Source organism: Phocaeicola intestinalis (assembly GCF_014837065.1).
In the GTDB taxonomy this organism is placed as follows: Bacteria; Bacteroidota; Bacteroidia; order Bacteroidales; family Bacteroidaceae; genus Phocaeicola; species Phocaeicola intestinalis.
Genome location: NZ_JACSPP010000005.1, coordinates 1 through 26,406 on the forward strand (window position 1 = coordinate 1; position 26,406 = coordinate 26,406).

24 protein-coding genes are annotated in these 26,406 nt (G+C 49.6%); 17 read left to right on the forward strand and 7 right to left on the reverse strand.

Annotated features, from left to right (window positions below):
* Positions 1 to 127 precede the first annotated feature (127 nt).
* Genes H9625_RS02510 through H9625_RS02520 form a run of 3 tightly spaced genes read right to left on the reverse strand, consistent with a single transcriptional unit; the run spans position 128 to position 2,029 of the window.
* Positions 128 to 718, reverse strand: a complete 591-nt coding sequence (locus H9625_RS02510; protein ID WP_087248845.1) for a hypothetical protein — start codon at positions 716 to 718, stop codon at positions 128 to 130.
* A complete protein-coding gene (locus H9625_RS02515) occupies positions 708 to 1,124 on the reverse strand; it encodes an RNA polymerase sigma factor (RefSeq protein WP_225226214.1) in 417 nt (138 codons plus the stop codon). The genes H9625_RS02510 and H9625_RS02515 overlap by 11 nt, the downstream gene beginning before the upstream one ends.
* A 50-nt stretch (positions 1,125 to 1,174) precedes the next feature.
* Complete coding sequence (locus H9625_RS02520) at positions 1,175 to 2,029, reverse strand: alpha/beta fold hydrolase (RefSeq protein WP_191762903.1); 855 nt, start codon at positions 2,027 to 2,029, stop codon at positions 1,175 to 1,177.
* Between the two features lie 608 nt (positions 2,030 to 2,637).
* Here H9625_RS02520 and H9625_RS02525 point away from each other — a divergent pair.
* From H9625_RS02525 to H9625_RS02550, 6 genes are all read left to right on the forward strand, one after another.
* Entirely contained in the window at positions 2,638 to 2,997 is a 360-nt protein-coding gene (locus H9625_RS02525) for a helix-turn-helix domain-containing protein (protein WP_072545384.1), read from the forward strand.
* A complete protein-coding gene (locus H9625_RS02530) occupies positions 2,990 to 5,032 on the forward strand; it encodes a bifunctional DNA primase/helicase (protein WP_191762904.1) in 2,043 nt (680 codons plus the stop codon). The genes H9625_RS02525 and H9625_RS02530 overlap by 8 nt, the downstream gene beginning before the upstream one ends.
* A gap of 19 nt (positions 5,033 to 5,051) precedes the next feature.
* A complete protein-coding gene (locus H9625_RS02535; RefSeq protein WP_191762905.1) occupies positions 5,052 to 5,465 on the forward strand; it encodes a helix-turn-helix domain-containing protein in 414 nt (137 codons plus the stop codon).
* Between the two features lie 206 nt (positions 5,466 to 5,671).
* Positions 5,672 to 6,397 carry a DUF6088 family protein gene (locus H9625_RS02540; RefSeq protein ID WP_191762906.1) on the forward strand — a complete coding sequence of 242 codons (726 nt, stop codon included), beginning with the start codon at positions 5,672 to 5,674 and terminating at the stop codon, positions 6,395 to 6,397.
* Entirely contained in the window at positions 6,394 to 7,353 is a 960-nt protein-coding gene (locus H9625_RS02545; RefSeq protein ID WP_191762907.1) for a nucleotidyl transferase AbiEii/AbiGii toxin family protein, read from the forward strand. The genes H9625_RS02540 and H9625_RS02545 overlap by 4 nt, the downstream gene beginning before the upstream one ends.
* Positions 7,354 to 7,373: 20 nt before the next feature.
* Entirely contained in the window at positions 7,374 to 7,529 is a 156-nt protein-coding gene (locus H9625_RS02550) for a hypothetical protein (RefSeq protein ID WP_191762908.1), read from the forward strand.
* 98 nt (positions 7,530 to 7,627) lie between these two features.
* Here the strand turns inward: H9625_RS02550 and H9625_RS02555 are convergent, their stop codons facing one another.
* From H9625_RS02555 to H9625_RS02570, 4 genes are all read right to left on the reverse strand, one after another.
* A complete protein-coding gene (locus H9625_RS02555) occupies positions 7,628 to 13,330 on the reverse strand; it encodes an N-6 DNA methylase (protein ID WP_191762909.1) in 5,703 nt (1,900 codons plus the stop codon).
* The gene (locus H9625_RS02560) at positions 13,320 to 13,784 is read right to left on the reverse strand and encodes a DUF1896 domain-containing protein (RefSeq protein ID WP_191762910.1); all 465 of its coding nucleotides are present in this window, start codon (positions 13,782 to 13,784) and stop codon (positions 13,320 to 13,322) included. Before H9625_RS02560 ends, H9625_RS02555 begins: the two co-directional genes overlap by 11 nt.
* Before the next feature lie 121 nt (positions 13,785 to 13,905).
* On the reverse strand, positions 13,906 to 16,011 hold the full coding sequence (gene topB / locus H9625_RS02565) for a type IA DNA topoisomerase (RefSeq protein WP_191762972.1): 2,106 nt from the start codon (positions 16,009 to 16,011) through the stop codon (positions 13,906 to 13,908).
* 27 nt (positions 16,012 to 16,038) lie between these two features.
* Entirely contained in the window at positions 16,039 to 17,379 is a 1,341-nt protein-coding gene (locus H9625_RS02570) for a DUF3945 domain-containing protein (protein ID WP_191762911.1), read from the reverse strand.
* A 267-nt stretch (positions 17,380 to 17,646) separates the two neighbouring features.
* Between H9625_RS02570 and H9625_RS02575 the strand changes: the two genes are divergently transcribed.
* The 11 genes from H9625_RS02575 (at position 17,647) to H9625_RS02625 (ending at position 26,378) form a co-directional block, all read left to right on the forward strand.
* Positions 17,647 to 18,297, forward strand: coding sequence for a hypothetical protein (locus tag H9625_RS02575; protein WP_191762912.1), 651 nt, complete (start codon positions 17,647 to 17,649; stop codon positions 18,295 to 18,297).
* A 207-nt stretch (positions 18,298 to 18,504) separates the two neighbouring features.
* Positions 18,505 to 18,978, forward strand: a complete 474-nt coding sequence (locus tag H9625_RS02580) for a hypothetical protein (RefSeq protein ID WP_191762913.1) — start codon at positions 18,505 to 18,507, stop codon at positions 18,976 to 18,978.
* A 585-nt stretch (positions 18,979 to 19,563) separates the two neighbouring features.
* A complete protein-coding gene (locus tag H9625_RS02585; RefSeq protein ID WP_191762914.1) occupies positions 19,564 to 20,175 on the forward strand; it encodes a TetR/AcrR family transcriptional regulator in 612 nt (203 codons plus the stop codon).
* Between the two features lie 233 nt (positions 20,176 to 20,408).
* Entirely contained in the window at positions 20,409 to 20,825 is a 417-nt protein-coding gene (locus H9625_RS02590; RefSeq protein ID WP_191762915.1) for a hypothetical protein, read from the forward strand.
* 94 nt (positions 20,826 to 20,919) lie between these two features.
* Positions 20,920 to 21,588 (forward strand): SMI1/KNR4 family protein, encoded by a 669-nt coding sequence (locus tag H9625_RS02595; protein WP_191762916.1) that lies wholly within the window; start codon positions 20,920 to 20,922, stop codon positions 21,586 to 21,588.
* A 78-nt stretch (positions 21,589 to 21,666) separates the two neighbouring features.
* Positions 21,667 to 22,143 carry an HU family DNA-binding protein gene (locus H9625_RS02600; RefSeq protein ID WP_191762917.1) on the forward strand — a complete coding sequence of 159 codons (477 nt, stop codon included), beginning with the start codon at positions 21,667 to 21,669 and terminating at the stop codon, positions 22,141 to 22,143.
* 208 nt (positions 22,144 to 22,351) lie between these two features.
* Positions 22,352 to 22,921 carry a DUF4274 domain-containing protein gene (locus H9625_RS02605; protein WP_191762918.1) on the forward strand — a complete coding sequence of 190 codons (570 nt, stop codon included), beginning with the start codon at positions 22,352 to 22,354 and terminating at the stop codon, positions 22,919 to 22,921.
* A gap of 369 nt (positions 22,922 to 23,290) precedes the next feature.
* The gene (locus H9625_RS02610; RefSeq protein WP_191762919.1) at positions 23,291 to 23,875 is read left to right on the forward strand and encodes a T6SS immunity protein Tdi1 domain-containing protein; all 585 of its coding nucleotides are present in this window, start codon (positions 23,291 to 23,293) and stop codon (positions 23,873 to 23,875) included.
* Between the two features lie 59 nt (positions 23,876 to 23,934).
* A complete protein-coding gene (locus tag H9625_RS02615) occupies positions 23,935 to 24,459 on the forward strand; it encodes a hypothetical protein (protein WP_191762920.1) in 525 nt (174 codons plus the stop codon).
* Positions 24,460 to 24,522: 63 nt separating this feature from the next.
* Positions 24,523 to 25,134 carry a TetR/AcrR family transcriptional regulator gene (locus H9625_RS02620; protein WP_191762921.1) on the forward strand — a complete coding sequence of 204 codons (612 nt, stop codon included), beginning with the start codon at positions 24,523 to 24,525 and terminating at the stop codon, positions 25,132 to 25,134.
* Between the two features lie 137 nt (positions 25,135 to 25,271).
* Positions 25,272 to 26,378: a tyrosine-type recombinase/integrase gene (locus tag H9625_RS02625; protein WP_191762922.1), complete on the forward strand. Its 1,107-nt coding sequence runs from the start codon at positions 25,272 to 25,274 to the stop codon at positions 26,376 to 26,378.
* Positions 26,379 to 26,406 lie beyond the last annotated feature (28 nt).

A 26,406-nucleotide genomic window follows, 5' to 3' on the forward strand; every position in this document is an offset into this window, starting at 1 on the left:
AAACTATTAGGTTCATAGTGACAGTCGCTATTGTTGTATATAAAGGTTTAAAACTTGTAGTTTATCGAATGCTTACAGTAAATGAGAATGTATCTGTCTTTTTATGTGTTTGTCCCAAAGACAATACCTATTCTAATAGCTGTTCCCTATGACTTTCAATGTACCTCATAAAGTCGTAGAACTTGTGATTGCGTTTTCTTATTATACGCGGTCGGAACACAAACCAGTTTAGAGCAATCCACAGCAACAGAATAGAATAGGCAATTATCCCCCAATAAAACGAATGGAAAAATGTATATTCATATCCATAGAGTGCAAAACCAATTGACAAAAAGAAAAAATATAAGTTCAAGATGAGATGCTGCTGTCTGTATTCTCGCTTTTTTATTCTTAAAAGATTATCTATATAGTCAATATTGGTACTATCAATTTTTAGTCCATAATAAAGCCGAAGGAGTCTGCCGTAGGATAAAGCCGGCAGCATAAAGCCTATGGACAACAAAGTAATGCCCACTTTGGTGACCGTCAGCAAGGGTGTCCAACATATCCAGATAACCGCTCCAAAGACAATGGCTAATATCATAAGCATAATGACGGCATAAGCCTCTCCGATTCTGCGTAATCTGAAACGTTTTATCTTTTTGCGTATGGCAGACAAATCTGCAACAGGTGCCTGCTGTCCTTTCCATAAGGATTTTATATCTATATCATTCATCATTATTACGTATTTTTTTTGCTAATGTGGATTTTATCCGGTGTATCTTTACACGTACATTTGCTTCCGACAGGCCTGTGATTTGAGCTATTTCCGCTTGTTTCAATTCTTCGAGATAAAGTGAAATAACCAAGCGGTCCATTTCCGGAAGCTCGGCTATGGCTTCATACAGAATTTTCACCTGTAATGAATTATCGCTCGGTTCTTTAGCAAACAGGTTCAATGGGACTTCTGCTTGAGAAATACTATTCTGACGCTCTCTTTGGCGCAAACAAATGTTTGTGGCAATACGAAAAATCCACGTTCCTACGGATGATTCACCTTTGAAAGTGGGAAGATATTGCCACACACGGACAAAGACATCTTGTGCCAAGTCTTGCGCCAAAGAATAATCATTGAAATAGCCCATACATAATCGGAAGACCTTATCCCAATAGACCTTATATAAATACTCGAAATTCACGGTCTGTCATTTAAAAAGTCCATAATCTGTTGTATATACCATTCCCAGTCATCAAACATAATGAAATGCAATCCTTTATTCGCGTATTCCAACCGGATGTTCGGCAGATTTCCAAACTGTTGCTCAATCATAGGGGCTATTTTCTTAAAAGGATACTCCAACAAAACTAATGTTGAAACGGAAATGCTTGGTATAATGGGTCTTAAATCTATGTTGGAATACTCATAATACATATGGGCGTAAGTCGTTCTGTCAGATGATAAGCTCCATTTGACGAGATTGTCATACCGAAGCGAATCACTCGTAAGCGATGTTGCGCTGATATAGGCTTGCCTGTAAAATTGCTCCTCACCTATCTTGCGCATTTGAGATTCAAACTCGTCAAACTCTTCGGGAGCAATCTTTTTACTCTGAAAATCGGGATTATAAAGAGCCGCCAAACAAGGAAGTGCATCTACAACGACAATGCCTTTGACTAAATTTGGCTGGCTTGATGCTATATAAAGAGCCAAGCCACCACCCATACTATGACCTATGAGTATAGGATTTTTTATATTTTCTTTTTGAATGAACCCAATAATCTGTTTTGCCCAACTATCAAAGGACGGATTCTTTTCGGGAGGAATACCTGCAAATCCAGGCATCGTTAGAATGTAACAACTGTAATTGTTTTGTAAGCTATCAACCGTCTGTTCCCATACTTCGCCAGAACACGCGAAACCTGGAATCAGAATTATGGCTTGTTTTCCATCACCTACACGTTGCACAGAAAAAGATTGAGCAAAGCCCGTATCTATGATTCCCAATAACACGACACACAGCAGCCCGACTTTACAAATTAAATTCTTCATGATTTTATTCTTTTTCCATTTAGATACGAAACCATGTAGAATGTTACAAAAATCAAGTGATTTTTCGCTCGGTGTTTTTCCTAAATAATACAAAAAACACCCGACTTTACATTCTTGGGTGTAAAATCGGGTGTTTGTTTTGCAAAACATTGATTTTCAATGTTTATTGCGGTGCGTACGGGAATCGTACCTGCCGCTTATAATATCTTTTTAATCAGTAACTTATGCGTAACCTAAAATTTAATGGTTACGACTTGGTTACGATTTCATCTTGTCAATTTTCGTAGCTTATGACACCACCGTGTCACCTTTCGATTGCGAGTGCAAAAGTACTACACATTTTTGAAACATGCAAGTTCTTGACAATATTTTTTTCAGCCTTTTTTTCAAGTGCAAGGTGCGAGCCTATATATATAAATAGGCTTGCACCTTGCACTGAACTAATTTTGAATCTATTAACCTTACTCCTGACCGAAACGGATTGACCTCGCATTTTCCCGCAAAAAAAATGCAGGAACAAAAAAATTATGGTGTAGTACACGTATAGTATACCATGCGGATTTTGACTTATCGGGAACTTTGCGGCAAACATTTCAATAATTAGGATTATGACAGAAGTTATCGTAATGGAAAGTGCCGCCTATCAAAAGATGATGGGGCAAATAGCGAAAATCGCTGAGTTCATTACCAAGAATGAACACAAGTTGCAGGATTGCGACTTTGACAACGATGTATGGCTGGACAGTCAAGAAGTGGCCGATATGCTCCATATCAGCACACGCACCCTGCAACGGTTAAGGAGCGACGGACTGGTAGAGTATTCGGTGTTCCGCCGCAAGTGCCTGTACAAGCTCTCAGAAATAGAGAAAAAGGTACGGGAAAAGGTTATCACGTGTGAACCGCACCTGATAGACGTTTACAAGAAGAACCGGTTGTTGGATATAACAAAGGACGAAGACAATGAATAAGGAGGATATTTTGCAGGCGACGGACAGGGGGCTTTCGGTGTTCAGACACTACCTGCCCGTGCCGTTCCGCATCGGTAAGAAGTTCCTGAATCCTTTATATAAGGATACGAAGGCATCGTGCAACGTATATTATGACCGGCGGCATTCGGTGTATAAGATGAAGGATTTCGGCAATGAGGAATATTCCGGGGACTGCTTCGAGTTGGTAGGGACAATGACGGGGCTGAGTTGCAGGAACGCGAAGGATTTCGTTGAAATCATGCGCATCATTGACCATGACCTGCATTTGGGGTTGGCGGACGGTTACGAAAATTGTGTGGACACATCTTCCGTTCAGGTAGTTTGCCCGCCCACGCCGGAACAGGTGATAAAGAAAATACGCCCGTATAATATCGTACCAAGGGCGTTCAATGAAACAGACCGGATATTTTGGAGCAAATCCAGAATCACGGAGCATACATTAAATAAATATAATGTACGGCCTCTGCATTCGTTCAGTTCCGTCAATCAGGAAGGGAAAAGCTATACCTTGACTGAAACGGCACAGGAACCGATGTATGGCTATGTAGGCGACAAATACATTAAAATCTACCGCCCGCGCTCGGAGATGCGTTTCCTCTATGCCGGAGATTTGGGCGACAATTACTGCTTCGGACTTGACCAATTATCCGCCAAAGGGGATTTGTTGTTTATCACAGGCGGTGAGAAAGACGTGATGAGCCTTGCGGCAAACGGATTCCATGCCATCTGTTTCAATTCGGAAACGACGGTCATCCCTACCTCTGTGCTGATGCTGCTCTCCTACCGGTTCAAACACATTGTCCTGCTGTATGATATGGACAAGACCGGTCTGGAAGTTTCCGCCAAACGGCAGGAAGAATTGAAGCCGTTTGCATTGAAACGCCTTTTGCTGCCACTGTCAGGAACAAAAGAAGAAAAGGATGTAACGGATTATTTTGCGTTGGGACACACGCACGACGATTTGTTGAAATTGTTCTTAAACCATTTGGATTCATTATACAAGGAAGATATGTCAGCATTAAAATCATGCGAGTTGGATTTCAACAACCCGCCACCTGTGGCACAAATGATAGTATCGGTGAACGATGTGCCGCTGGGAACACAAGGGAACCTGCTCTGCATCACCGGCGGGGAAGGTACGGGGAAAAGCAACTATGTGGCCGCCCTGATTGCCGGTGCTGTGAAACCGGAAAACGCGGAGGGCATCGACACGCTGGGCGTTTCCATTGAAGGGAACCCGAAAGGCAAGGCGGTGCTGTTCTATGACACCGAACAGAGCGAGGTGCAACTATACAAGAACGTAAGTACCCTGCTGCGCCGTTGCGGGCGCGACACGATGCCGGAGTGGTTCAAGGCATACTGCCTGACGGGAATGAGCCGCAAGGAGCGGCTGAAGTCCATCGTGCTCAGCATGGACAAGTTCCATTACCAGTACGGGGGCATCCATCTGGTGGTGATTGACGGCATCGCCGACCTGATACGTTGCGCCAACGACGAGGCGGAGAGCATCGCCGTCGTGGAGGAACTCTACCGGCTGGCGGGCATCTACAACACGTGCATCGTCACGGTGCTGCACTTCATCCCCAACGGGCTGAAGCTGCGCGGGCACTTGGGCAGCGAGCTGCAACGCAAGGCTGCCGCCATCCTCTCCATCGAAAAGGACACGAACCCCGCCGTTTCGGTGGTGAAAGCCCTGAAAGTGCGGGACGGAAGCCCGCTGGATGTGCCGCTCATGCAATTCGCATGGGACAAGGAGAAGGCGATGCACGCCTATCTGGGCGAGAAACCGAAAGAGGAAAAGGACAGGCGCAAGGAAGAGGAACTCGTGGCGGTAGCACGCGAACTGTTCAGCCGGAAACGCTTCATCGGCTACATGGAGCTTTCGGAAGAACTTCAGGCGGCGTTCGAGGTGAAGGAACGCACGGCCAAGAGCTACATCCGCTTCATGCGGGAAAAGGAAATCATTGTGAAATCACCCGACAGCCCGAACAGCTACATGCTGGGCGAGGTATAAAAGCACAGGAGGAACGGCCATGTTAGTGGACAAGACTGAATTTGAGGCATGGATGGAGCGCATCATGGGTGAATTGTACCGCATATCGCGCAAGCTGGACAAGGCGGAGAACCGGCAGAAGCACCTGAACTACCTGAACGGGGAACGGCTGTATGACAACCAGGAGGTGTGCCAACTGCTGCGCATCAGCAAGCGCACGCTCCAGCGATACCGGAACAACGGGGCATTGAAATTCCATTCGATATACCACAAGACCTATTACAAGGAATCAGACCTGCACGAGTTCATTCGCAACAATTTCGACGAGAACGAAATCAAGCGTCAGGCACGGAAGGACAAGCTGTCGGAAACCTATCCGATGCCCGAAGAATCGGATGAAAATGGCGGGGAGAAAGAAGCAGAAGATAAAGAACTCTCAGATGATTGTGGATAATGCATCTTGGATTTGCATCGTTCAGGGATGCTCTCTACCGCTGTGAAGCAGGAAGTTCCCGCTAATTAGGTTAAACAACCGGCTTCATTCTGTCGGGAGGACAGGGTGGAGCCATTTCTGAATCCATTTCTAATAAAATTCCAGTTTTGTGTCGTAAAAACAAGAATATTTCTTATCTTTGCACCGACAATCAAGGACATGGGATTATGATTATCACAAGGGAAGTACAGAAACGATTGGAAGATTTTCAGCCCGATTATGTGTTTACCTACCGGGACTTAAACTTGCCTGCCGAAACGAGCGAAAGCATCATTAAAATGCTGAACCGGCTGGCGGGTGAAGGCTACTTGGCTAAAATATCCAAAGGACGGTTCTACAAGCCTAAAAAGAGCGTGTTCGGCACGTTGAAACCCAGACAAGAAGAGTTGGTGAAGGATTTGTTGGAAAAGAACGGGAAATTTATCGGATATTTGACCGGTTACTCCGTCTTCAACCGGTTGGGGCTTACCACCCAAGTTCCCAACATCATCCAAATCGGCACAAACCAACGCAGGAACAAGAAACAACGGGATATATTCACCGTCTGCTTCGTCCTGCAACCCAACCCGATAACCAAAGACAATATCCCGCTCCTGCAATTATTGGATGCCATCCGCTTCATCAAGGAAATACCCGACACCACAATAGAGGCATCATACAGGCGCATAGCTTTTTTGGTAGGAGAACTTGGCAGGAGGGAGAAGGAAAAGATGGTCGCGTTGGCTGAAGCCTATCCGCCAATGGTACGCGCCTTGCTGGGAACCATCATCGAGAACGATTGCGGCATGGCGAAGGCGCAACCTTTATGGGATTCATTGAATCCGGTAACGGTCTATAAATTGGGAATAAGTGAAGATGCATTGCCTAATAAAAAGAAATGGAGGATTGAATGATACTGGAAAAACAACCTGAACTGTTAGCGGATGCGGTACGTGCGGCTTCAGCATATTACCACATAGCACCGGTCTATATTGAAAAAGACTATTGGATAAGCAAGATTTTGCAACAACTGTCCCGAAGCGTTTATATGGAGGACACGGTGTTCAAAGGCGGCACATCCTTGTCAAAAGGGTACGGATTGATTAACCGCTTCTCAGAAGATGTGGATGTGGCCGTACTTACACAGGATTTGAGCGGCAACCAGATAAAGACATTGATTTCAAAGGTCTGCAAAGAAATGACCCAAGGCTTGCAGGAACAGGTTGTACCGGAATTGACAAGTAAGGGTTCCCGTTATCGGAAAGCCTTGTACCAATATCCGGCAAGCGTCCATGACCCGATGTTTGATTTTGTCGCCAACCGTGTAGTCGTGGAAATAAATTCGTTTGCCAATCCTTATCCATACGTCAGACGGCAAATAAAGAGCTTTATCACTTCCTACCTTGAAGATACAGGCATGGGCTCTTTCATTGAAGAATATGACTTGCATCCGTTTGAACTGAACATTCTGGACAAACGGCGCACCTTGTGCGAGAAAGTCGTTTCGCTTCTCCGTTTCTCCTTTATGGATAATCCGGTGCAAGGATTAACCGGGAAAATCCGCCATTTCTATGATATCTATTTTCTGCTTGACGATAGGGAATGTATGGAATATGTGGAACAGGATTTCATTAAAGACCTGCAAGAACTGGCGGCGCATGACCGACAAATGTTTGACTCACCGGAAAAATGGAAACATACACCCATTAAAGAATCTCCCCTTCTTGGTTCATTCAATGAGCTATGGAAGCAATTGGGCGGATATTATGAACGGGAATTAAATTATCTGGCATATAGCCGGATACCTGATGCGAATCAAGTTGGAAAGAAATTGCACGATTTCATTTCGATAATTGAAAACAAGATATAATTGACAACATACAGGGATTTATGGCTCGACCGATTAAAGAAACGCCGGTAGTTGCCGGTAAGGACGCTAAACGCTTTGTGGAGAAGATAGCTCACTTGAAACCTGAAAGCAAGGAAGAAAGGGAGGCGGCAAAGAAGATTTATGCGAAGTTCAAGGCTCAATATACATTTTGGTGAAAAACATATAAAGAATGTATTGGCGAGATTTGAAATAGAAAACTTGGCAACCACCTTACTATATGTAGTTGCCAAGTTTTTCATTAAGTGTACCCCGCTCACAGCTTCATCCTCCATTTCGGTTTTTCCTGCGGCTTCTCCGTGCCGTCTTCCGGTTGGGGGATGCCGCCGATTACGACCTTTTCCTTGCCCGCGCTCATCAGCTCCTTGATGCTGATGGTCTTGGGCATGGCGTGCAGCACCGGCGGTCTGTGCTCCGCCGCATGTGCCATATAGTCGGGCATATGGTGGATGTATGGTTCGGGCGATGCCGGGGCGATAGGGTCGTCGGGCATTGAGGGGGCGGGTTGCGCCACCGATGGAGCTTGTGGCTCCGGCCGGATTTCCGTTACCCCTTCAGTGTTGGCCTCCTGCGCATCGACGGATTTCAAGGAGAGCAATATCCGGCGGTCGAGGGCGGCAAGCTCGGCCTTGAGTTGCTTCAACTCATCCTCTTTTTTCCATGTTTCATCCACGACCTGCTTCAGGACGGGAATTTCCTTTTCAATGTCAGCATTGTCCCGCGTGTATTTCTCTATCAGGCGGGGGATGCTGTCAAAGGCGTTGATGAAATTCCGGCAGGCGGTCTGCGGGTCGGCTGCCAAGCGTCCGTTGTTGTAGTTGTACAGGAGCTTGCCCGTGCCGCGCACGAAGAAGCGGTTCTCGCAGAAGTCCAATCCCTCCTTGACGGTGGTGTCGGTCTTGACCACGATTTCGAAGCCGTAGAGGGAGCCGATGGGAACCGGCTGACCGTGCGTGCGTTCCTTGTCCTCTATCTCGTGCAGCCGGGCGGCAATGACTTTGGGGTCACCACTCGTTACCCCGTCTATCTTCAACGGGTTGAGCTTCTTGCCCTCCTTGTCGTACTGCACGCGGCTCTCGAAGTCGGCCATGTCCTGCCGCGCCCTCGCGATGATGTCGCTGTTGGAGGCTTGGTTGGCCAACAGGGTCTCCAACCGGATGCGCGAATCGCCCTTGCTGCGCTGGAACGCCTTGCGCTCGCCCTCCAGTCCGGCAATTTTCTTCTCCAGACGCGCCTTGTCCAAAAGGTCTGTGTTGCCGGAGAGGATGGCCACATACTCGGAGTAGTTCATGCCCCCCTTCTCGTCCATGCTGCCCTCGTCGATGGTGCGGCTGCCCATGCGGTTCTGCTTGAGCTGGGTGATGAAAAGCTGCTTGTTGTGGAGCAGGTTGAACTTGTAGCTGTCCAATGATTTCTCCACCGCATAGATGATGACATCGACCTTGTTATCGGCATAGAGCTTCGCCACCTCGTTGCCCTTGCGGATGCCGCGCCCGTCGCGCTGCTGGAGGTCGCTTGGGCGCCACGGTGCGTCCAAGTGATGGATGGCCACGCATCTTTTTTGCGCATTGACACCCGTGCCCAACATTTCGGTGGAGCCGAACAGCACACGGATGCGCCCCTCGTTCATCGCCTCAATCATCGCCTTGCGCTTCTTCTCGGTCTTGGCTTCCTGAATGAAGCGTATCTGGTCTTCGGGGATGCCGTGGTCTTCGACCAGCTTGCGCTTGATTTCGCTGTACGGGTTCCACTGGTCGGGCTTGTACGTGCCCAAGTCGCTGAACACGAACTGCGTGCCCTTATGTTCGGCATATCGGTTGTAATACTGCGCAATCATGTCGGCGCAGTGGGTCGCCTTGTTGTCGCGGTCGTCGTCATATTTCAGCGGGTCGATAAGCCTCATGTCGAGCGACATCTTGCGGGCATAGTCGGTGGCGATGAGCATCTTGGCCTTTTCTTCCTTCTCGGTCAGCGGCGGACGGCCCAATACGGTGGCATTGCCGGTCTTGGCGAACTCCATGAGCCTGGCGATGAACTCCTGCTGGTCGGGCGTGGGCGCGATGTTGTGCAGTATCTCGTTCTTCTTCGGGCGGTCGATGCCGATGTCCTCCGCCGTGCGGAAGTCGGTAATCTCGGAATAGAACGAGGCAAGTTCGGGAACCTTGATGAAATAGCGGAAGCGTTCCTTCTGCACAATCTCGTTGGTCACGGAGAACTCGTAGTCGATGGACTTGCGTGCGAACACCGCCGCCCATGCGTCGAAGGAGCGGATGCCCTGCCGCTCCAGTTCGTTGGGGCGCAGGTACTTGAACAGGAGGTACAGCTCGGTCAAGGAGTTGCTGATGGTCGTGCCGGACAGGAAGGTGGCTCCCAAGTCCTTGCCGGTGCGCTGCTGGATGGTGCGGATGGCAAAGAGCATGTTGAGCGCACGCTGGCTGCCCTCCGAGTTGCCCAGCCCCGCCACACGGTCGTGGCGCGTGGTGAACATGAGGTTCTTAAAGCGGTGCGATTCATCGACAAAGATGTGGTCGATGCCCATGCGCTTGAAGTCCGCCACATCATCCTTGCGGGTTTCTATCTCGTGCGTCAGCTCCTTGAGCTTGACTTCCAAGTTCATCTTGCGCTTTTCCGCGCCCTTGAGTTGGGCATTGGTTACCTCGCTGCCTAACTGGTGCAAGACTTCCAAGTTTTCCTCCACGCTGTCCAGTTCCTGCTGCAAGATGTCGCGCTGGATTTCGGGCGACTGCGGTATCATGCCGAACTGCTCGTGCGAGAGGATGATGGCATCCCAGTCGTTGTTCTTCATCTGGTTGAAGATTTCCACGCGGCGGTCGGGCGTGAAGTCCTCCTTGCCCGGATAGAGTATCTTGGCATGGGGATAGGCAGTGCGGAAGGTCTGCGCAATCTCGTGGATGTTCGCCTTCAGGCCGGTGATGAGCGGCTTGTGCGCCAGTCCGAGCCGCTTCATCTCGTAGGCGGCGATGCACATTATCAGCGTCTTGCCGCCACCCACCTCGTGGTCGGCTATCCCGCCGTCGTTCATCTTCAGCATCCAGATACAGTCTTTCTGAGATGGATACAAATCCTTGATGCCCAGCCCTTTCAAGTCAAGGTCTGGAAAGGTCTGGTGGCTGCCGTCGAACTTGGGGCGCACGAAGCAGTTGAACTTGCGGTTGTACATGTCCTCCAGCTTCTTCTTGAACTCCGGCGACTGCTCCATAAGCCAGTCGGAAAAGCCTTCACGTATCTCGTCAATCTTGCTGTTGGCCAGTTGCGTGGCTTCGGGGTCGCGCACCTTGATGTCCTTGCCGTCCTTGTCCGTGACGGTCTTGGTGATGTTGGGCGTGGTGTTGTGGATGGCGTGGCGCATGAGGGCCACGCCGTTGAACAGGCGCGTTTCGGAACGGACTGCATACTGGTTATAGATACGCGGGCTGAGTTCGGAGGCACGGATATTGTACTCGTCCGCGCTGGCGTTGTAGCGGACGGACACGTCGGTGTCGAACAGCCATGAGGCATAGCGGCTGTACACGGCAGCCGGTATCCAGCGTTCGCCGAAGTTGAAGTCCAGTTCCTCAAAAGGAATGGGTACCGGTGCCGCCTTACGCAATGCTTCAAGCGAAACGCGCGATTCGGCATCGTCGGGATGTGTCTGCAAGTATTCCTCGATGTATTCCGCCTTTGCCACGACATTGCCCGCGATGAAGCGGTCGGCAATCTCGAAACGCTTTGCCAACGGGTTGTAGAACACCCTGCCGCGCAGTTCCTCCAGAAGCTCGGCCTGCGGCTTGTCGGTGAGCGATTCCATATATTCCATGTTTGCCTCGCCATATTTGTTGAGCGAGGCCGCCAATGCTTCATGCACATCGTCGGTGTGGGTAATCTCGTTCACGTTGTACGACACGGGATGGTCAAAGATGTCGGCCTTGACCGCCTTGCCGTCGGTGTAACGCTCCAAGGCGAGGATTTCCCGGTTATCGGCATCCATGCGGAACAGGTCGATGTTCTTCTTGTCGTTCAGGTTGCCGAACTGACGGACAAAGCCGTCGTACAGCCCGTTCAGGCCCGCACGCAGTTCCCCGTTCTCCTGCCGGTGTTCCGCTTCGTCGTTGTACAGGCGGTGGTAAGTGTCGCGAAGTTCAATGTAGGATGCGGCACGCTGCTGCTGGCGGGCAGGCAGTTCCAGCGGATGGAACACGGGGATTCTATCCATGTCGGAGAGGTAGCCAATCTGCCCGTCCATATTCACCAGTGAGCCGTTCCGGTAGTGCTCCAGCCTTTCGCCGGTGAAGGGGCGTGGCTTCATGCGCTCCTGCCGTGCGGCCTCTTCCTCCGCCCGGCGGCGCTCCTGTTCCCGAAGTTCTTCTTCCGATGGGGCTTTGGGTTTGGTTGTCGGTTCGGGCTGTGCAGTCCGGACAGGCTTTTCTGCGGGCGATGCGGCAATGGCATCCCCTTTGTCGGGTACGGACTGGCCGCCGAGCGGTTCCACAATGTCGAACAGGGAGAGCTGCGGGGTGTCCTGCTTCTTCTTCCGCTTGGGCTTCCGTCCGGTGCTGAACGCCTGCCGTTCCTCCTGTGTGAAGCCGAAAAGGTCGTACAGGGACATCAGTGGCTCCTGCGTGACGGGTTTCTCCGGTTCAGAGCGGACAATGGGCGGTTCTTCCACAACCGCCTCCGGCGTTTCCGTCGCGACACGCTGCTGTTCCGGCTTGGATAACGCCCGCACCTGTGCAATGCGTTCCTGAAGACTTTCCGCCCGTACTTCCGCCAGTTCGCGCAACTCGCGCACCGGCGAGAAGCGGAGATAAAGGTCAAGGTCGAGGTTTTCCGACAGGTTCTTGTCTAGCATCCATTTCAGGTCTGCGGCGATGGCATCCATGCCCCCGTCATGCAGGAAGACGCGTGCCGGTTTGCCGTAAGGGTCGGTTCCCACATGGCCGCGCGTATGAACAATGGCGGCGGTACGCTCAAAGTATTCATTCTGGGTCGTGCCGTCGGCCTGCGTGCTGACTTCCACGAAGGCTTTTTCAAGGCCGGTGTATTCCCTTCCGGATGCCGTGTCCTTCTGCAACACAATGAGGTCGCTGCCCACCTCCGTACCGGCATAGTCGGTAAAGAGATTGTTGGGCAGGCGGATGGCGGACAGGAGCCGCGCCCTTTCCATCAGATATTGGCGCACGGGAGTGCCCATCGCGGAGTTCATCACCCCTTGCGAGGTGATGAAAGCCACGATGCCGCCCTCGCGCACGGCATCCAGCCCCTTGACGAAGAAATAGTTGTGCAGGGAACCGAGCGCGAAGCGCCGTGCCGTGCCATCGTCCATCAACGGGTCAAATACGCGGATGTCGCCGAAGGGGATGTTGCTCGCCGCCACGTCGAACCGCCCGTTGTCCTGTGGGGGAAGCTCCTCGAAGCCTTGCACACGGACATCCGTACCGGGCTGAAGCTGCCGGAGGATACGCCCGGTCAGCAAGTCCTTTTCATACGCGGTGGCTTCGGGCACAGCGGTGGCGTTGTAGAAATGCGGCTGGAAGGCAGACAAGAAATTGCCCGTGCCCGATGACGGGTCAAGGAAGCGGTGCGGCGACACGCCATGCTCACTTAATGAGGATGCCAGTGCACCAATGATTTCCGGCGGTGTATAGAACGCGGTAAAGGTGGATGCCTTCACACTGTCCACCAGCCGTTTGTATTCCCGTTCATCCGTCGCCCCCTCGCGGAGCACGCCATGCAGTTCCGACACAAGGGGAAAGAGTTCGCGGTCGCTCTGCGTCCAGCGGAGGATGTCGGTGAGCTTGCCGAAAGGGGACAGTACCGCCTTGATGCCCCCGAAGCCGGTGTAGGCGGCCAATACCGTCTGCTCCTCCGGTGTGGCGGCACGCCTCTCCCGTTCCAGACGGAACATCAGGCGGATGGCCTCGATGTTGTCCCTAAGATGTGCCTTCTTGTTATATGCCATTTTCTTCGAGCCAGATTGAGATTACACCGGCCAGTTCCCCGCACAGCCGGTCGAAGTCGGGGGTAAACTCGAAACCGTCGCTCAGGTCGTAACCGCTGAACACCCTGCCGCATTCGGGCAGGAGCTGGAGAGCTACCTCGCGGGCGCGGCCTGCGGGTACCTCATCGGCAAACTCGTTCCACAACACGGTGATGAGCGTGTCGAGCCGGGAAAAGTGCAACCCGTTAAACAGCACCTCGTCCGCCTGCCTGACAGCTTCGTCATAATCCATGCCCGACTGGACGGCATTGCTGAACGCTTCGGCGGCAAGGTCGGCACGCGCACGGATAAAAGCATCGTCGGCAGCCCGTTCGGGATGCGATTCGCGGAGGTAGGACAACAGGGTAAGGCGGTAATAGGACAGTTCGTCCGGCTCAACTGCCGGAGCCGGGATGTTCGGTTTGTTCGGATTCATGATTTTTCTTCTTTACAAGTTAAACGAAACAATAGTAATTGGCATACAGGATAAGTTCCGGACTGATGGTACATGAGGTACGGACTTATCCTGCATCAAGTCCGGGTTGATATCCGGATGGTTATTTCCGCTTGGCAGATTTGCCTTTGGATGGTTTCTTGTCGGCAAACTCGTAGCCCACGGAGAAGTCAGGGCGCAATACCAATGAAGCGTCGAAAGCCTTGCCCTCCCTGCTTTTGAAACCTTTGATAACACCGGTTCTGCCTTTGGTCAGGAGTTCGGCAAGCTGTTTGTCCGACAGTTCCTTGCCGCCCTTGTTACGGAAGAGGGTAAAGCCACAGTCCACATCGGCGCATTTGACGACCTTGGGGAAGAACAGCACCCGGCTGTTCCGGCATTTGGGACACGGGTATTCGCTTTCCGAAGGCGCTACGGACAATTTGGTTTCCAACAGTTCGGTTACAATCTGTGCGGTATATGCCTCGATGTCGCGCCGGAAGGCGGCAGCATCGGCCTCGCCCGATTCGATGCGTGCCAGCGTGTCCTCCCATGCGGCGGTCATTTCCACGTTGGCAATCTTCTTGTCCTTCACCGTTTCATAGACCGCCATGCCTTTGTCGGTGGGCACGAGGCTTTTCTTCTCCCTCCGGATATAACCGCGTGCGAACAGCGTTTCGATGACGGCAGCACGGGTGGCAGGGGTTCCGATGCCCGTCTCGCGGATGCTCGCCCGTAGCTGCTCGTCGTCAATCTCCCGGCCGCAATGCTCCATCGCCGAGAGCAGCGAGCTTTCGGTGTGCAGCGGCTTGGGTTTGGTCTGCCGCTCTACCGCTTCGAGTGCCTTTATCGGGAGCGTCTCGTCCTGTTCCAGATTTGGGAGTGCCATACCCCCGCCGTCGTCCTCTTCCTTTTCGCCGCGCACGGCACGCCATCCGGCGGACTTGACCACCGTGCCTTTGGCCTGCGCTTCGCTGCTGCCCACCACCGCATGGATTTCCGTTACCTCCTTGATGCAGGGGGCGGAAAAGGCTTCGAGCAGACGGGCGGCGACCATGTCGTAGATGGCCTGTTCGTCTTTGGAAAGGCCGGAGGGCAGGTTTTCGGTTACAATCAGCGCATGGTGGTCGGTCACTTTCCCTCCGTCCACGCTGCGGCGGTTGAGCGGTGCTCCGGAAAGCGACGCGGCATACTGCCCGAAACGCGGATGTTGCCGCAAGAGGGCGACGCGCGAGGAGATTTCGTCGAACACGTCTTCGGAAATGTACCGGCTGCCGGTGCGCGGATAGCTCAGCACCTTTTTCTCGTACAGGCTTTGCGCAAGGGAGAGCGTGCGGTCGGCGGAGAAGTCCAGCCGGGTGTTGGCATCCCGCTGAAGGGCGGTCAGGTCATAGAGCAGCGGAGGTTCTTCTTTGACCTCCCGCCGGGCAAGTGCCGTTATGCGGAGCGTGCCGCACGCTTTCATTTCGCCCAACGCACTGTCTGCGGCGGCTTTGTTCTCGTAACGCTGTTCCGCTGTGGCATGGAACGCAATGCCATCCTTCTCCACCGTGATGCGTATCTGCATGTACTTCTTCGGGGCAAACGACTTGTTCTCCAGATAACGGGAGCAAATCATGGCCAATGTGGGTGTCTGTACCCGTCCGAGCGAGAACACGCCCCGCTCGGCGGCAAGGCTGAGCGCCTGCGAGCCGTTGATGCCGATGAGCCAGTCCGCTTCGCTGCGTGCCTTGGCGGAAAGGTAGAGATTATCATAATTGCTGCCCGGCAGCAACCGTTCCATCCCTTCGCGGATGGCCTTGTCGGTCAGGCTGCTTATCCACAGGCGGACAAACGGTTTGGTGCAGCCTAAATAATGGTAGATATATCTGAATATCAGCTCCCCTTCGCGTCCGGCATCAGTCGCCACGATGATGCGGTCGCCACCCTCAAACAGTCCTTTGATGATGTTCAACTGGCGCACTACGCCGGGGTCGTCCTTGTATTCCTTCCCCTCACGCTTCTGGCGGGGGATGAGCGTGAATTGGGCTGGCAGTATGGGCAGGTTCTCCTGCCGGAAACCGGCAAACCCGTAGGCTTCGGGCATGGCCAGCCCGACCAGATGCCCGAAAGCCCATGTTACGGCACAGCCGTTGCCTTCCAGATAGCCGTCCTTCCTTTGTCCTGCTCCTACGATTGCCGCGATGCTTTGCGCCACCGACGGCTTTTCTGCGATGATAACATTCTTCATATACACTTATATATTATAGGTAAGTAATTAGAGTGATGCACCGACTCCCTTTTTCTCCGACTTCCGGATACGGCGGTTCTGGGACGCCGTCTGCGCGGATTGTTTCGGCTGCCCGCCAGTCTGTCCCTGCGACTGCTTCTTGCTCTTGTCGGGATTCCAGCGGAAGAAGTCGAACTTCATCTTCTCGTAGTTGGGGCGCACGTAGGCATTGAACGTGCCCCCGCCACCGTCGGACATGCCCTTGACATACGCCGCCTTGCCTGCTTTCAACGCATCTTTCTGTTCCTGGCTCAGTTCCACCCCTTTCAGCTTCTGCGGGATGATGATTTCGCGCTGTCCGCTCTGGCTCTGCCCCTGCTCCACCTTGCGGTTCAGCCCCCGGAAGTCATAGTCGAAGCCGCCCTTGCAGACGTTGTACTGGAGGCGTGCGTCGTAATGTTTCTGCCTTCGCTCAGACCACATGCCCTCGACCAGTACGGACTCGCCGTTCATCAGCCGTAGTCCCTGGTCTTCGGTCAGCGCGACCCCGTTGATTTCGCGCACCTGCTTCATATCCTGAATGGGAAGGTGGTGCAGGCGGTTGGTCTTGGGGTTGAAGGAAAGAAGGCAGGTTTCTACCGTGCCATCGGGCTGGCGGATGTCGATAGGACGTCCGGCATTGTGTGTTTTGAGCAAGCTGTCCTGCACCTCCTGAGGAAGTTCAGTGCCCATGTATTCGCCCAGTTCCGGGCGTTGCCTGCAGCACTCGATATTGAGCACGGGTTTCCCGTCGGGCGATTCCACCAGCCGGATGCAGGCAGGCGTTTCGAGGCTGATGCCCTCGAAACTGGTCTTGATGTCCAGTACGGCAGATTCATGCCCGTTGAGCAGGCGTGCCGTACCGATTTCGCCCAACGATTCGGGCGTGATGCCCATGCGTGCGAGCTGCTGCCAGTCCACCTGCTCCATGCTCCACTTCGTGGATTGCTGCGAGGCGGGTTCTTCGGTGGCGGGAGCCTGCCGCAAGTCCTGTTTCTGTACGTGCTGTTCCGGGTCTAACCTGTACCCGTCAATTATGGCCGCGTTCTCTTCCGGCTTGCGGAACAAGTCCGCCATATCCTTGGCGGCAGCGAGCAGTTCCGCCGGGATGTGGTAGAAACGGAAGTCGGACGGGTTGTCAAACTGCCGTTTGAAATTGGAGAAAAAGGCTTCGAGGATGGATTCGCTGCGGTCGATTTTCAGGAAATCGCCGTCGGGTTTGGCCTTTGCCAGCGGCTGGGTCTTCAATGAGCCGTCCTGTTCGACGCGCTCCACCACATGGGGCTTGTTGCCGTCGGAAGCGTTGGTTACTACCAGCACTTCGTCTTTCATGTCCTTGAGGTTGTCCATATACAAATGAATTAAATCGTGAAACAATAAGTTAATTGCGGCACGAAAGTAAACGGGCAGCCTTGCCGGGCAATGGGAAATAAGCGGACGGGAGGCAAGTGGCTATGCTGTGGCGCGAAGTGTCCGCCCGCTTCTTTTGAAAAAATATCCAACCGTTCGGTTTGTTTCTCCGATTCTTTTCGTACCTTTGGGCAGTGAGATTAGATATGTGCCTGACGGTTTGCTGAATACCGGAGGGTAATTTACCATTAACAGCAAGAGACGACCATGAACATTAAAAGCAATATTTTTGGATGCCTTTCCTACATCGGAATAGCCATAGAGTTTCTGTTGATAATTCAAACCTATATATTCTTGGACATGGGGAAATACGGCTATATGTTGGTGACCGGAAGCCTTGCGGTGATTCCGTTTGCCATTATATACTGGAATATGCGGAGAAGCCAAAGGCGGGAAGAGGACAACAAAAAGAAACACAAGGAATGGCTTCGTTCCAAAGGCGTTGCGCTGGAAGTGGATTTGAACAGTTGCAAAATTTCCGAAAACAAACGAACCGTCCATTATACCCGGATGGACATTCCCGCTTATTCATTAAAAACACGTTTACATGCGCCTGCTTCACTGGATGAACCGGATTTGCCCTACCAATCATGGCGCAGTCAGGAAATGAATGCCAGCGAAGCACTTATGAATCCAGACCGGATGCATGAACCGCTTTCTTATGAACGCTGCTATTGCATCGTAAAAGCAACTTTGGATTACAAGGGGAAACGGACGCAGTTTTTCAGCGAACCCATCCTGATGGACAAGTGCAGTTTAGGCGTTTTTCTTGCCTTGCATAAAAGCGGAATCATTTATGTCAATCCCCGAAATAAAAAGGACTACTTTTTCGACCTTGATTTCCTGAAACAAGAATGATTTACCGTGTAGCTTTGTAAAAAAGGTGGCATTTGTCTATATGGGATTGTCTATTGTAATTTATGGAATGTACCTATCCATTTGCGGGTATTTGACCAACCGGAATAGATAATTCGCAAAATTTTCCTGCCCTGCGGTCTGCCCCTCCGTTATTTTTCCGTATCTTTAGGCGGTGGATTAAGATTGCCAACTTGAAATACCAATTCAATGAGAAAAGCCAATGCTATAAAGTTCACGATATACTTCTTGCTTTTCGCTGTCATTCTATACTTTGAATATTATGCGATAGAAATGCAAGGGGGAGAATGGATTGCCCATGACGACCGCAGACCTTTGGTAAGCATGATGGCACTAATTGGCATTTGTCCCATTTATATATTGTATGATATAGCGATACGCAATACGTTGTGTCGGTTGTCCGCTCTTCTGCTGCAAGCTGTTTTTAACCTTTGGAGCCTATTATGGTTTAGCGCACTGCCGACACTTGGCACCTACGAAGCGGAATATGAACGCACAGGGGCGCTAACAGGAAATATGATACCGTCTGATGAAAACAACTTCTACTTTTGTTGGATTGTTGGTGCAATCATCATGACTTATCTTGCGGTGGTAATGATTATTTCTTATGCTATGAAACTATATGCCGATAGCAAACGGCTTAATCACCCCAATAGCGATTAGTTGCCGGATATTATAAATTGGAACAAATGATTCATTGGCAAAAGATAGTAAGGACGATATGGGCGTTAGACGATAATATATCGTTTTTTTCCATAATGTAAAGCAAGCATGAAAGCAATCAGACTGATAAAATTCTTCTTCGATGCGATGTATTATCAATTCTTCATATTCAACCGGGACAAATTTCGGTTGGAAAACCCGCATGAAAGAACTGTGATGCTATTTTGCGGACTATTATTTTTACCTGCAATAGTGTTTATTTATCCATTGGTCAAAGAGAACTTCGATTATGATTTGCCGTTTATTTTTTTCATTTTAATCTATTACATCATGTACCGTTTTATGAGCAGGTATTACATCAAAAAGAAAAAGGGAATTGAAATAATGCGGGAAAAGCCATTGCTGTTTGGCAGTCAAAGGTTCTCCTGTATCATGTCTTGGGTGATTTATCCTCTTTGGGGCATATTGCTTTATTATATGATTAAGTACAAGTATTGGCTGAATTTCATATAATCATTTTTTTGCTTGCCGCGAACGCAAGTTTTCCCTACCTTCGTAGGCTAAAAACATAAACCCCTTACGCTTATGATAACAAACCGGGAAGAAGTGCTGGAGAACGCCTTGCGGGTGTTCGCCAAGATGAACTACGAGAAGGCAAGTCTGGTGACTATCGCCAAAGCCTGCGGGCTGTCCAAGTGGGGGCTGATTTATTACTACTCCTTCAAGCAAGACCTGTTCGTGGCGGTGGTGGACAAATACATCTTCGCCACGCAAGACCCCGACAACAAGTTCAGCTTCCGAGGCGGCACGCTGCTGGAGTTCATCGACCACCATGTGGAAAGCGTGGAAAAGACCATGCGCCGCATCGTGGGCTTGCTGGATGACGGGAACAATCCGCAGGGATGCAGCTACAACTTCTACTACTTCCACCTGCTGATGCAAGTGCGGCAGTATTACCCCGATGCCGGGGCGAAGTTCGCCGCCCTGTTCGAGAAAGACCGGAAGCTGTGGCGCGACCTCATCGAGCGGGCGAAGTCGTCGGGCGAAATCCGCGCGGAGGTGGACACGGAGGAAACCGTCGCCATGTTCCGCGAGGTATTCTACGGCTTGTCTTTCGAGCAGGCTTTCCTCTCCGGTCTGGACACGGGGGAACTCTCCCGCAAGCTCCGTTTCATCTATTCACTCATTAAAGCCTGACCAGTTCAGGCTTTTTTTATGCCCTCCGGCATCCTTTTCCTCCCTCTTGAAAATTCTTTTGCGACTTTTCCAAACCATTCGGTTTGTTTCTTCGATTCTTTTCGTACCTTTGGGGGCATGGAGGTCAGGATATACGCCCTGCATGGCGTGGGTTAGTGGAATGTCCGATGCCTGACAGGTGTTGTTATCAATACATTATCAATAAAGTAGAAAACTAATTAAAGAATAAAATTATGTTATCACAGAAAGTTATAGATTCGTTGAAGAACGAACCAAAGTTGCTCCCGGAAAATCAAGCAAAATACAAAGAGATTTTAGATAGACACGGTATTAGAAAAGACTCCGACTTTTATGTATTTATGTCTGAATATGGTGGAGATATTGACGGCAGTCTCGGCTACATGATAAATGTACCGGAAGATTTGTCCGATACAGATAATAGTGTAACATATTCTTTGCGACAAAATGAAGGAGTACCTGATGAATATATCTCTTTGTTTGATTTTGAGTACGAGGATTATCTACTATATAACCTTGCAGATGATTCAGTCGTACTTTTGCCGGACGGAAATATTGAGTGTCTGAACAATAATACATTTTATAAAAAATGGGATAGCTTTAATAGTTTTCTTGAAGATTTCTTAGGATAGAATACTTCACAACTATTGATAACAAGCCGGGATAACGGACTTACGCCCTTCCCCGTCCAGCCATTAGTAGCGAATTAAAAACAAAAAAAATAGTATGGAAAAGGTAGTAAAGAAATATGTAGATGAGTGTTTGGGCTTTGTGCAAGAACATAGAGAATACCTTATGTATGTTTCTTCTTATGAAGAACCAATAGAACCAGAGATGCAGGATTCGCTGGATAATGCCATACTTCAAGGAAAATCAGTTAAGATATATGTTACTCAACCGGAACATACAAATTATATGGTGGACATTATTACAGAAAAAGACCATGTATGGAAAGCGATAGATAATCAAATATCAGACGAGGATATTTCTAAATTAGAGAGTTCTTTGAATATCATTCTTCCGCTTTCATATAAGACTTACCTGAAATACAAACACTTTTATGAAATATTTTGGGATTTAGATGTTTGTCTATATCCAAAACCCATTCATTCATGGAATAAAATCTTAATTGAAAATAATAAGGAACTGCAAAAAGAAATTCTTGACAAAGGGTATTTTGCGATAGGTCGATATTCTGATTATGGTGTGGTAGCTCTTAAATTGACAGACAATGAGAATAAAGAAGGGGAAATCGTGCTCTTTGATTATGAAACACCTGAAACGGAAGTATTAGCACCTAACTTTATAGAATTTCTTAATCAGATATTGCAAAATCCCAAACCTGTTCTTCAAGAATTAAAAGGTTGGGAGAAAAAAATGTATAAAATGGAATGACGCTACTAACAAGGTCGAGCCGACAGCTTAACACTGTTCCTCACCAAATCATTATAAACCCTTAAAAAACAAACGACAATGAGCATTTTTTTGAAAGCGGTACAACGCATCAACCCATCAGAACCGGATGAACCTAAGAAATGGTATCCCGTTCAGTACACCACCAAAATGGTGGACGAAAACGAAGTGGCTATGCTGATAGCCGACGAGACGACCCTCAACCCGATGGAGGCGGCGATGGCGATACGCCAGTTGCGCAAGGTGGTGCAACGCCTGCTGCTGGACGGTAAGAGCGTGAAGCTGGGCGACTGGGGTACGTTCAACATCACCCTCAACACCGAGGGCGCGGAGCGCAAGGAAGACCTCACCGCCCACAACGTGAAGCGGGTGAACATCAACTTCCAGCCCGCCGACGAGATGAAAGCCGCCATGCAGAAGGCGGACTTCGTGTGGCTGGACAAAATCGTGGAAGGCGGCACGGCTTCCGGCGGCGGGGAGGAAGAAGGTCCCATCGTGCAGGACAATGAGGACGAAACCGAAAACCCCTTGGGCTGAGCCGCGCATCCCGTTCCGACAGGTTGCCCGACCCGTTTCCGTGAGTCGGGCAACTTGAAATCGTGAGTTGGGCAACTCAAAGTTCTGAGTTGGGCAACTCAGCTCGGTGAGTCGGGCAACTCACGGAAACGAGTTGGGCAACTCGGAAAAGTGAGTTGGCGGGGGATTACAGGTAATAAACATTATCAATAATAAAAATAATAGAGCTATGTATGAAAATGTAAGCGAGCAGCGTAAGCAGGAGTTGAATATTTTGAAAGTATGGGCGGAATGTGCCGGAGATACTTATTACTATTCAATGCCTCAATCCAGATTTGATAAGAATATGGAAGGTTGTGAGGAGGAAGAATTTTTCAAAGCATATTCCCGCCAACGAAAAATAGGATTGGAAGAATTTGCCAACGAAATATCAAGCCAAATAGCATCAATCCAACATTCGGAAGAATTGCATTATCTATTGGATGGTTACAACTATGATAATGGAAACTGGACTGTTATGCAATGTTTAAGCAACCCATGTTGTGATATACGTACCGCAAGAATGGTTTATTGGCTCATGAGCCCGGACTACTATTATGCCCAATATGGAGACCTTGAGCATGTTCCCGAATCTGATATAAATATCAAGAACTCCAAAGTATTGAAATTCATTGAGGGAAAAGCTCTATCACAAGGCTTCGCACATGAGCTATCCTCTGAATATGAAGATGCGGAAGTACCCAAAACTAATGAGTATATAGGGAAGATTCCTGATTCTTTATTCGCGGATGGGAACTGATAGCACATATTCCCGTAAGTTTAGTCCGTCCTTTTGTATATACATCCAAACTGGCTTAAACCTGTTTCCATCGGCAGCAAAGTATGTGCCCGGCGAAAAAGAGAAAGCGGCATTTCCTTTTTCGCCAGTTTCAAGGCTGGTGGCTATGGTGGTTGGCGGGGGAAATGGCAGGATGCCTACAGCCTTTCTTCCCCTTCTGCCAACTCTTTCGCGACTTTTCCAAACCGTTCGGTTTGTTTCTCCGATTCTTTTCGTACCTTTGGGGGCATGAAGGTTAGGATATATGCCCCGTATGGCGCGGGTTAGTGGAATGTCCGATGCCTGACAGGGATTGTTGTCAATACATTATCAACCATAAAGCGCACAAATATGTACGAAAAGTTTTTAGAAAAGAGCCTTAATAGCACGAAGCAAGCAGTAGATGATGCCTTTATTGCTAAATATGCCAATGTCGTATCGACTAAAATAATCGAACTTTGGAAAGAAGTTGGACTTGGAATATTTTGCGATGGATTGTTCAGAATTATTGAGCCTGATAAATATCAAACAATAGTAGATGATAGCTATCCTCTGTATGAATATGAAATTGCCACTCCATTTATGACAACCGTTTTTGGAGATTTTTTTGCTTATGTTAAGAATCCCGTGATAGGAGATTATGTCGTATTTATCAATGTGAGATATGGAACATTTAAGATTCTATCCGAGAATGTTGATATACTATTAAATGTGGTAATCTTTAACAAGAGTTGTTTGGAATCATGGTTCTCCTTAAATAAATATTCTATGATAAAATCCGAAAAAGGTGTTCCTTCATTAGATGAATGTTACGGATATGTTCCAGCATTAGCATCTGGTGGCATAGAAGCAATAGATAATATCAAAATTCTAAAAGCTATTCCGTATGTAGAAACTGTACTCCAATTTATCGGGGATTTGAAGCGGGTACGATAAAATATATTTCTAACAAACCGGGACAACGGCAAGCCGTTCCCCACTTAGCCATCAAAATCATGCTAAAGTTATTGGAGAAATATTACAATATCAATTATTACTGCACTTATAAGCTGCTGTTCATCCTTTGTTGGAGGATGCTAAACCCTTTGTATTGGCTAAGCCTCTTGAAATGGGACAACCGCTACATAAAATGGTTAGTTTCGATTGGTAAGAAAACAGAAGAAGCCAGAATGGATAAAGGCATCTATCTTCCTTACAGCAGTAGGGCACTTATCACCCCATTCATCATCATCTGTTGGATATTCAGTCTTGTCTGCCTTGCCTGCACCAAAATACTAAGGGTACAATTAGTGCGTATTATTTTGGAAAACGGCATCATTTTTTATCCATTGCTCATAGTCTTCGGAATATGCGGATATTATATCAATGAAATATTCTTATTCAAGAACGACAAATACGAGAAGTATTTCGCCAAGTTCGAGAAGGAGAAAAAGTATCTGCTCTACTACGGCATCTATGTCGTTTCCCTGATTGTCCAGTTCGCGACTTTCTATCTGTTGCTTATGGAAATAGTGGTATAATGCTTGCCATAAACACAATATTTTCCTACCTTCGTGGGCTAAAAACATAAACCCCTTACGCTTATGATAACAAACCGGGAAGAAGTGCTGGAGAACGCCTTGCGGGTGTTCGCCAAGATGAACTACGAGAAGGCAAGTCTGGTGACTATCGCCAAAGCCTGCGGGCTGTCCAAGTGGGGGCTGATTTATTACTACTCCTTCAAGCAAGACCTGTTCGTGGCGGTGGTGGACAAATACATCTTCGCCACGCAAGACCCCGACAACAAGTTCAGCTTCCGAGGCGGCACGCTGCTGGAGTTCATCGACCACCATGTGGAAAGCGTGGAAAAGACCATGCGCCGCATCGTGGGCTTGCTGGATGACGGGAACAATCCGCAGGGATGCAGCTACAACTTCTACTACTTCCACCTGCTGATGCAAGTGCGGCAGTATTACCCCGATGCCGGGGCGAAGTTCGCCGCCCTGTTCGAGAAAGACCGGAAGCTGTGGCGCGACATCATCGAGCGGGCGAAGTCGGCGGGCGAAATCCGCGCGGAGGTGGACACGGAGGAAACCGTCGCCATGTTCCGCGAGGTGTTCTACGGCTTGTCCTTCGAGCAGGCTTTCCTCTCCGGGCTGGACACGGGGGAACTCTCCCGCAAGCTCCGTTTCATCTATTCGCTGATTAAAGCCTGACCCGTTCAGGCTTTTTTTATGTCCTCCGGCATCCTTTTCCTCCCTCCCGAAAATTCTTTCGCTACTTTTCCAAACCGTTTGGTTTGTTTCTTCGATTCTTTTCGTACCTTTGGGGACATGAAGCAAAATTCGACGACATGGACAAGGCTCAGAGGCAAAGAGGAAGCATCGTTCTTCACAAGGAAGAAAAGGATGGTGTGGATTATGTCCGGATAGAGTATGCAGGAAACGGGGCAATCCCCCTGCTGCTCGCCCAGGATACAGGCGTGGAAATGACCGGCAAGGATTCCGCTTGCATGGCGGCTGCTGTTTTCAAGCTGTCGGATTTCTACGACCGCTATTCTCCCCATGCCTACATTGATTACAGCCGGGTATATGTGCGGCATCCCAGACCCAAGAGGGAATACACGCTGCCGGAAGGCTATCTGGAACTGCTGGAACAGAAACGCTACAGCCCATCCACCATAAAGACCTACCGGGCTTATTTCAGCGACTTCGTGGAGTACCACAAAGGGCGCAACATCGACCGCCTGAAAGTGGCGGACATCAACAGGTACATTCTTTATCTTGTAAACGAAAAGAAAATTTCCGTTTCACAGCAGAATATGCGCATCAACGCCATCAAGTTCTACTACGAGCAGGTGAAAGGCGGGAAACGGCAATACTACGGCGGCATTACACGGGCCAAGGAGTACAAGACACTGCCGGAAGTGTTGAGCCGGAACGAGATAAAGCGTATCCTCGACCAACTGTCCAACATCAAGCACCGCTGCATGATTTCTCTGGTTTACTCTGCCGGATTGCGGCGGAGCGAACTGCTGAACCTCACACCCAAAGATATCAACAGTGAAACGATGTCCGTGCGCGTCATGGGCAAGGGCAAGAAATGCCGCTACTCGCTGCTTTCGCCCAAACTGCTGGAAGAGCTGCGGCGGTACTTCCGTGAATACCGACCGAAGAAATGGCTGTTTGAGGGCGAAACGCCCGGACAGCCGTACTCGGCAAGCGCATTGGTGAAAGTGCTGAAAGAAGCCGCGCAACGTGCGGGCATCAAGCACCGGGTGCATGTACACATGCTCCGCCACTCCTTTGCCACCCACCTTTTGGAACAAGGGACAGACTTGCACACGATACAGGAACTGTTGGGACACAACGACATAAAGACTACAGCCATATATCTTCATACATCGAATGCACACAAAGCTAAAATCCCAAATCCGCTTGATTCGCTGGATGATTCGTAGGGTGCGGCTATTAGAGATTAGGAAACAC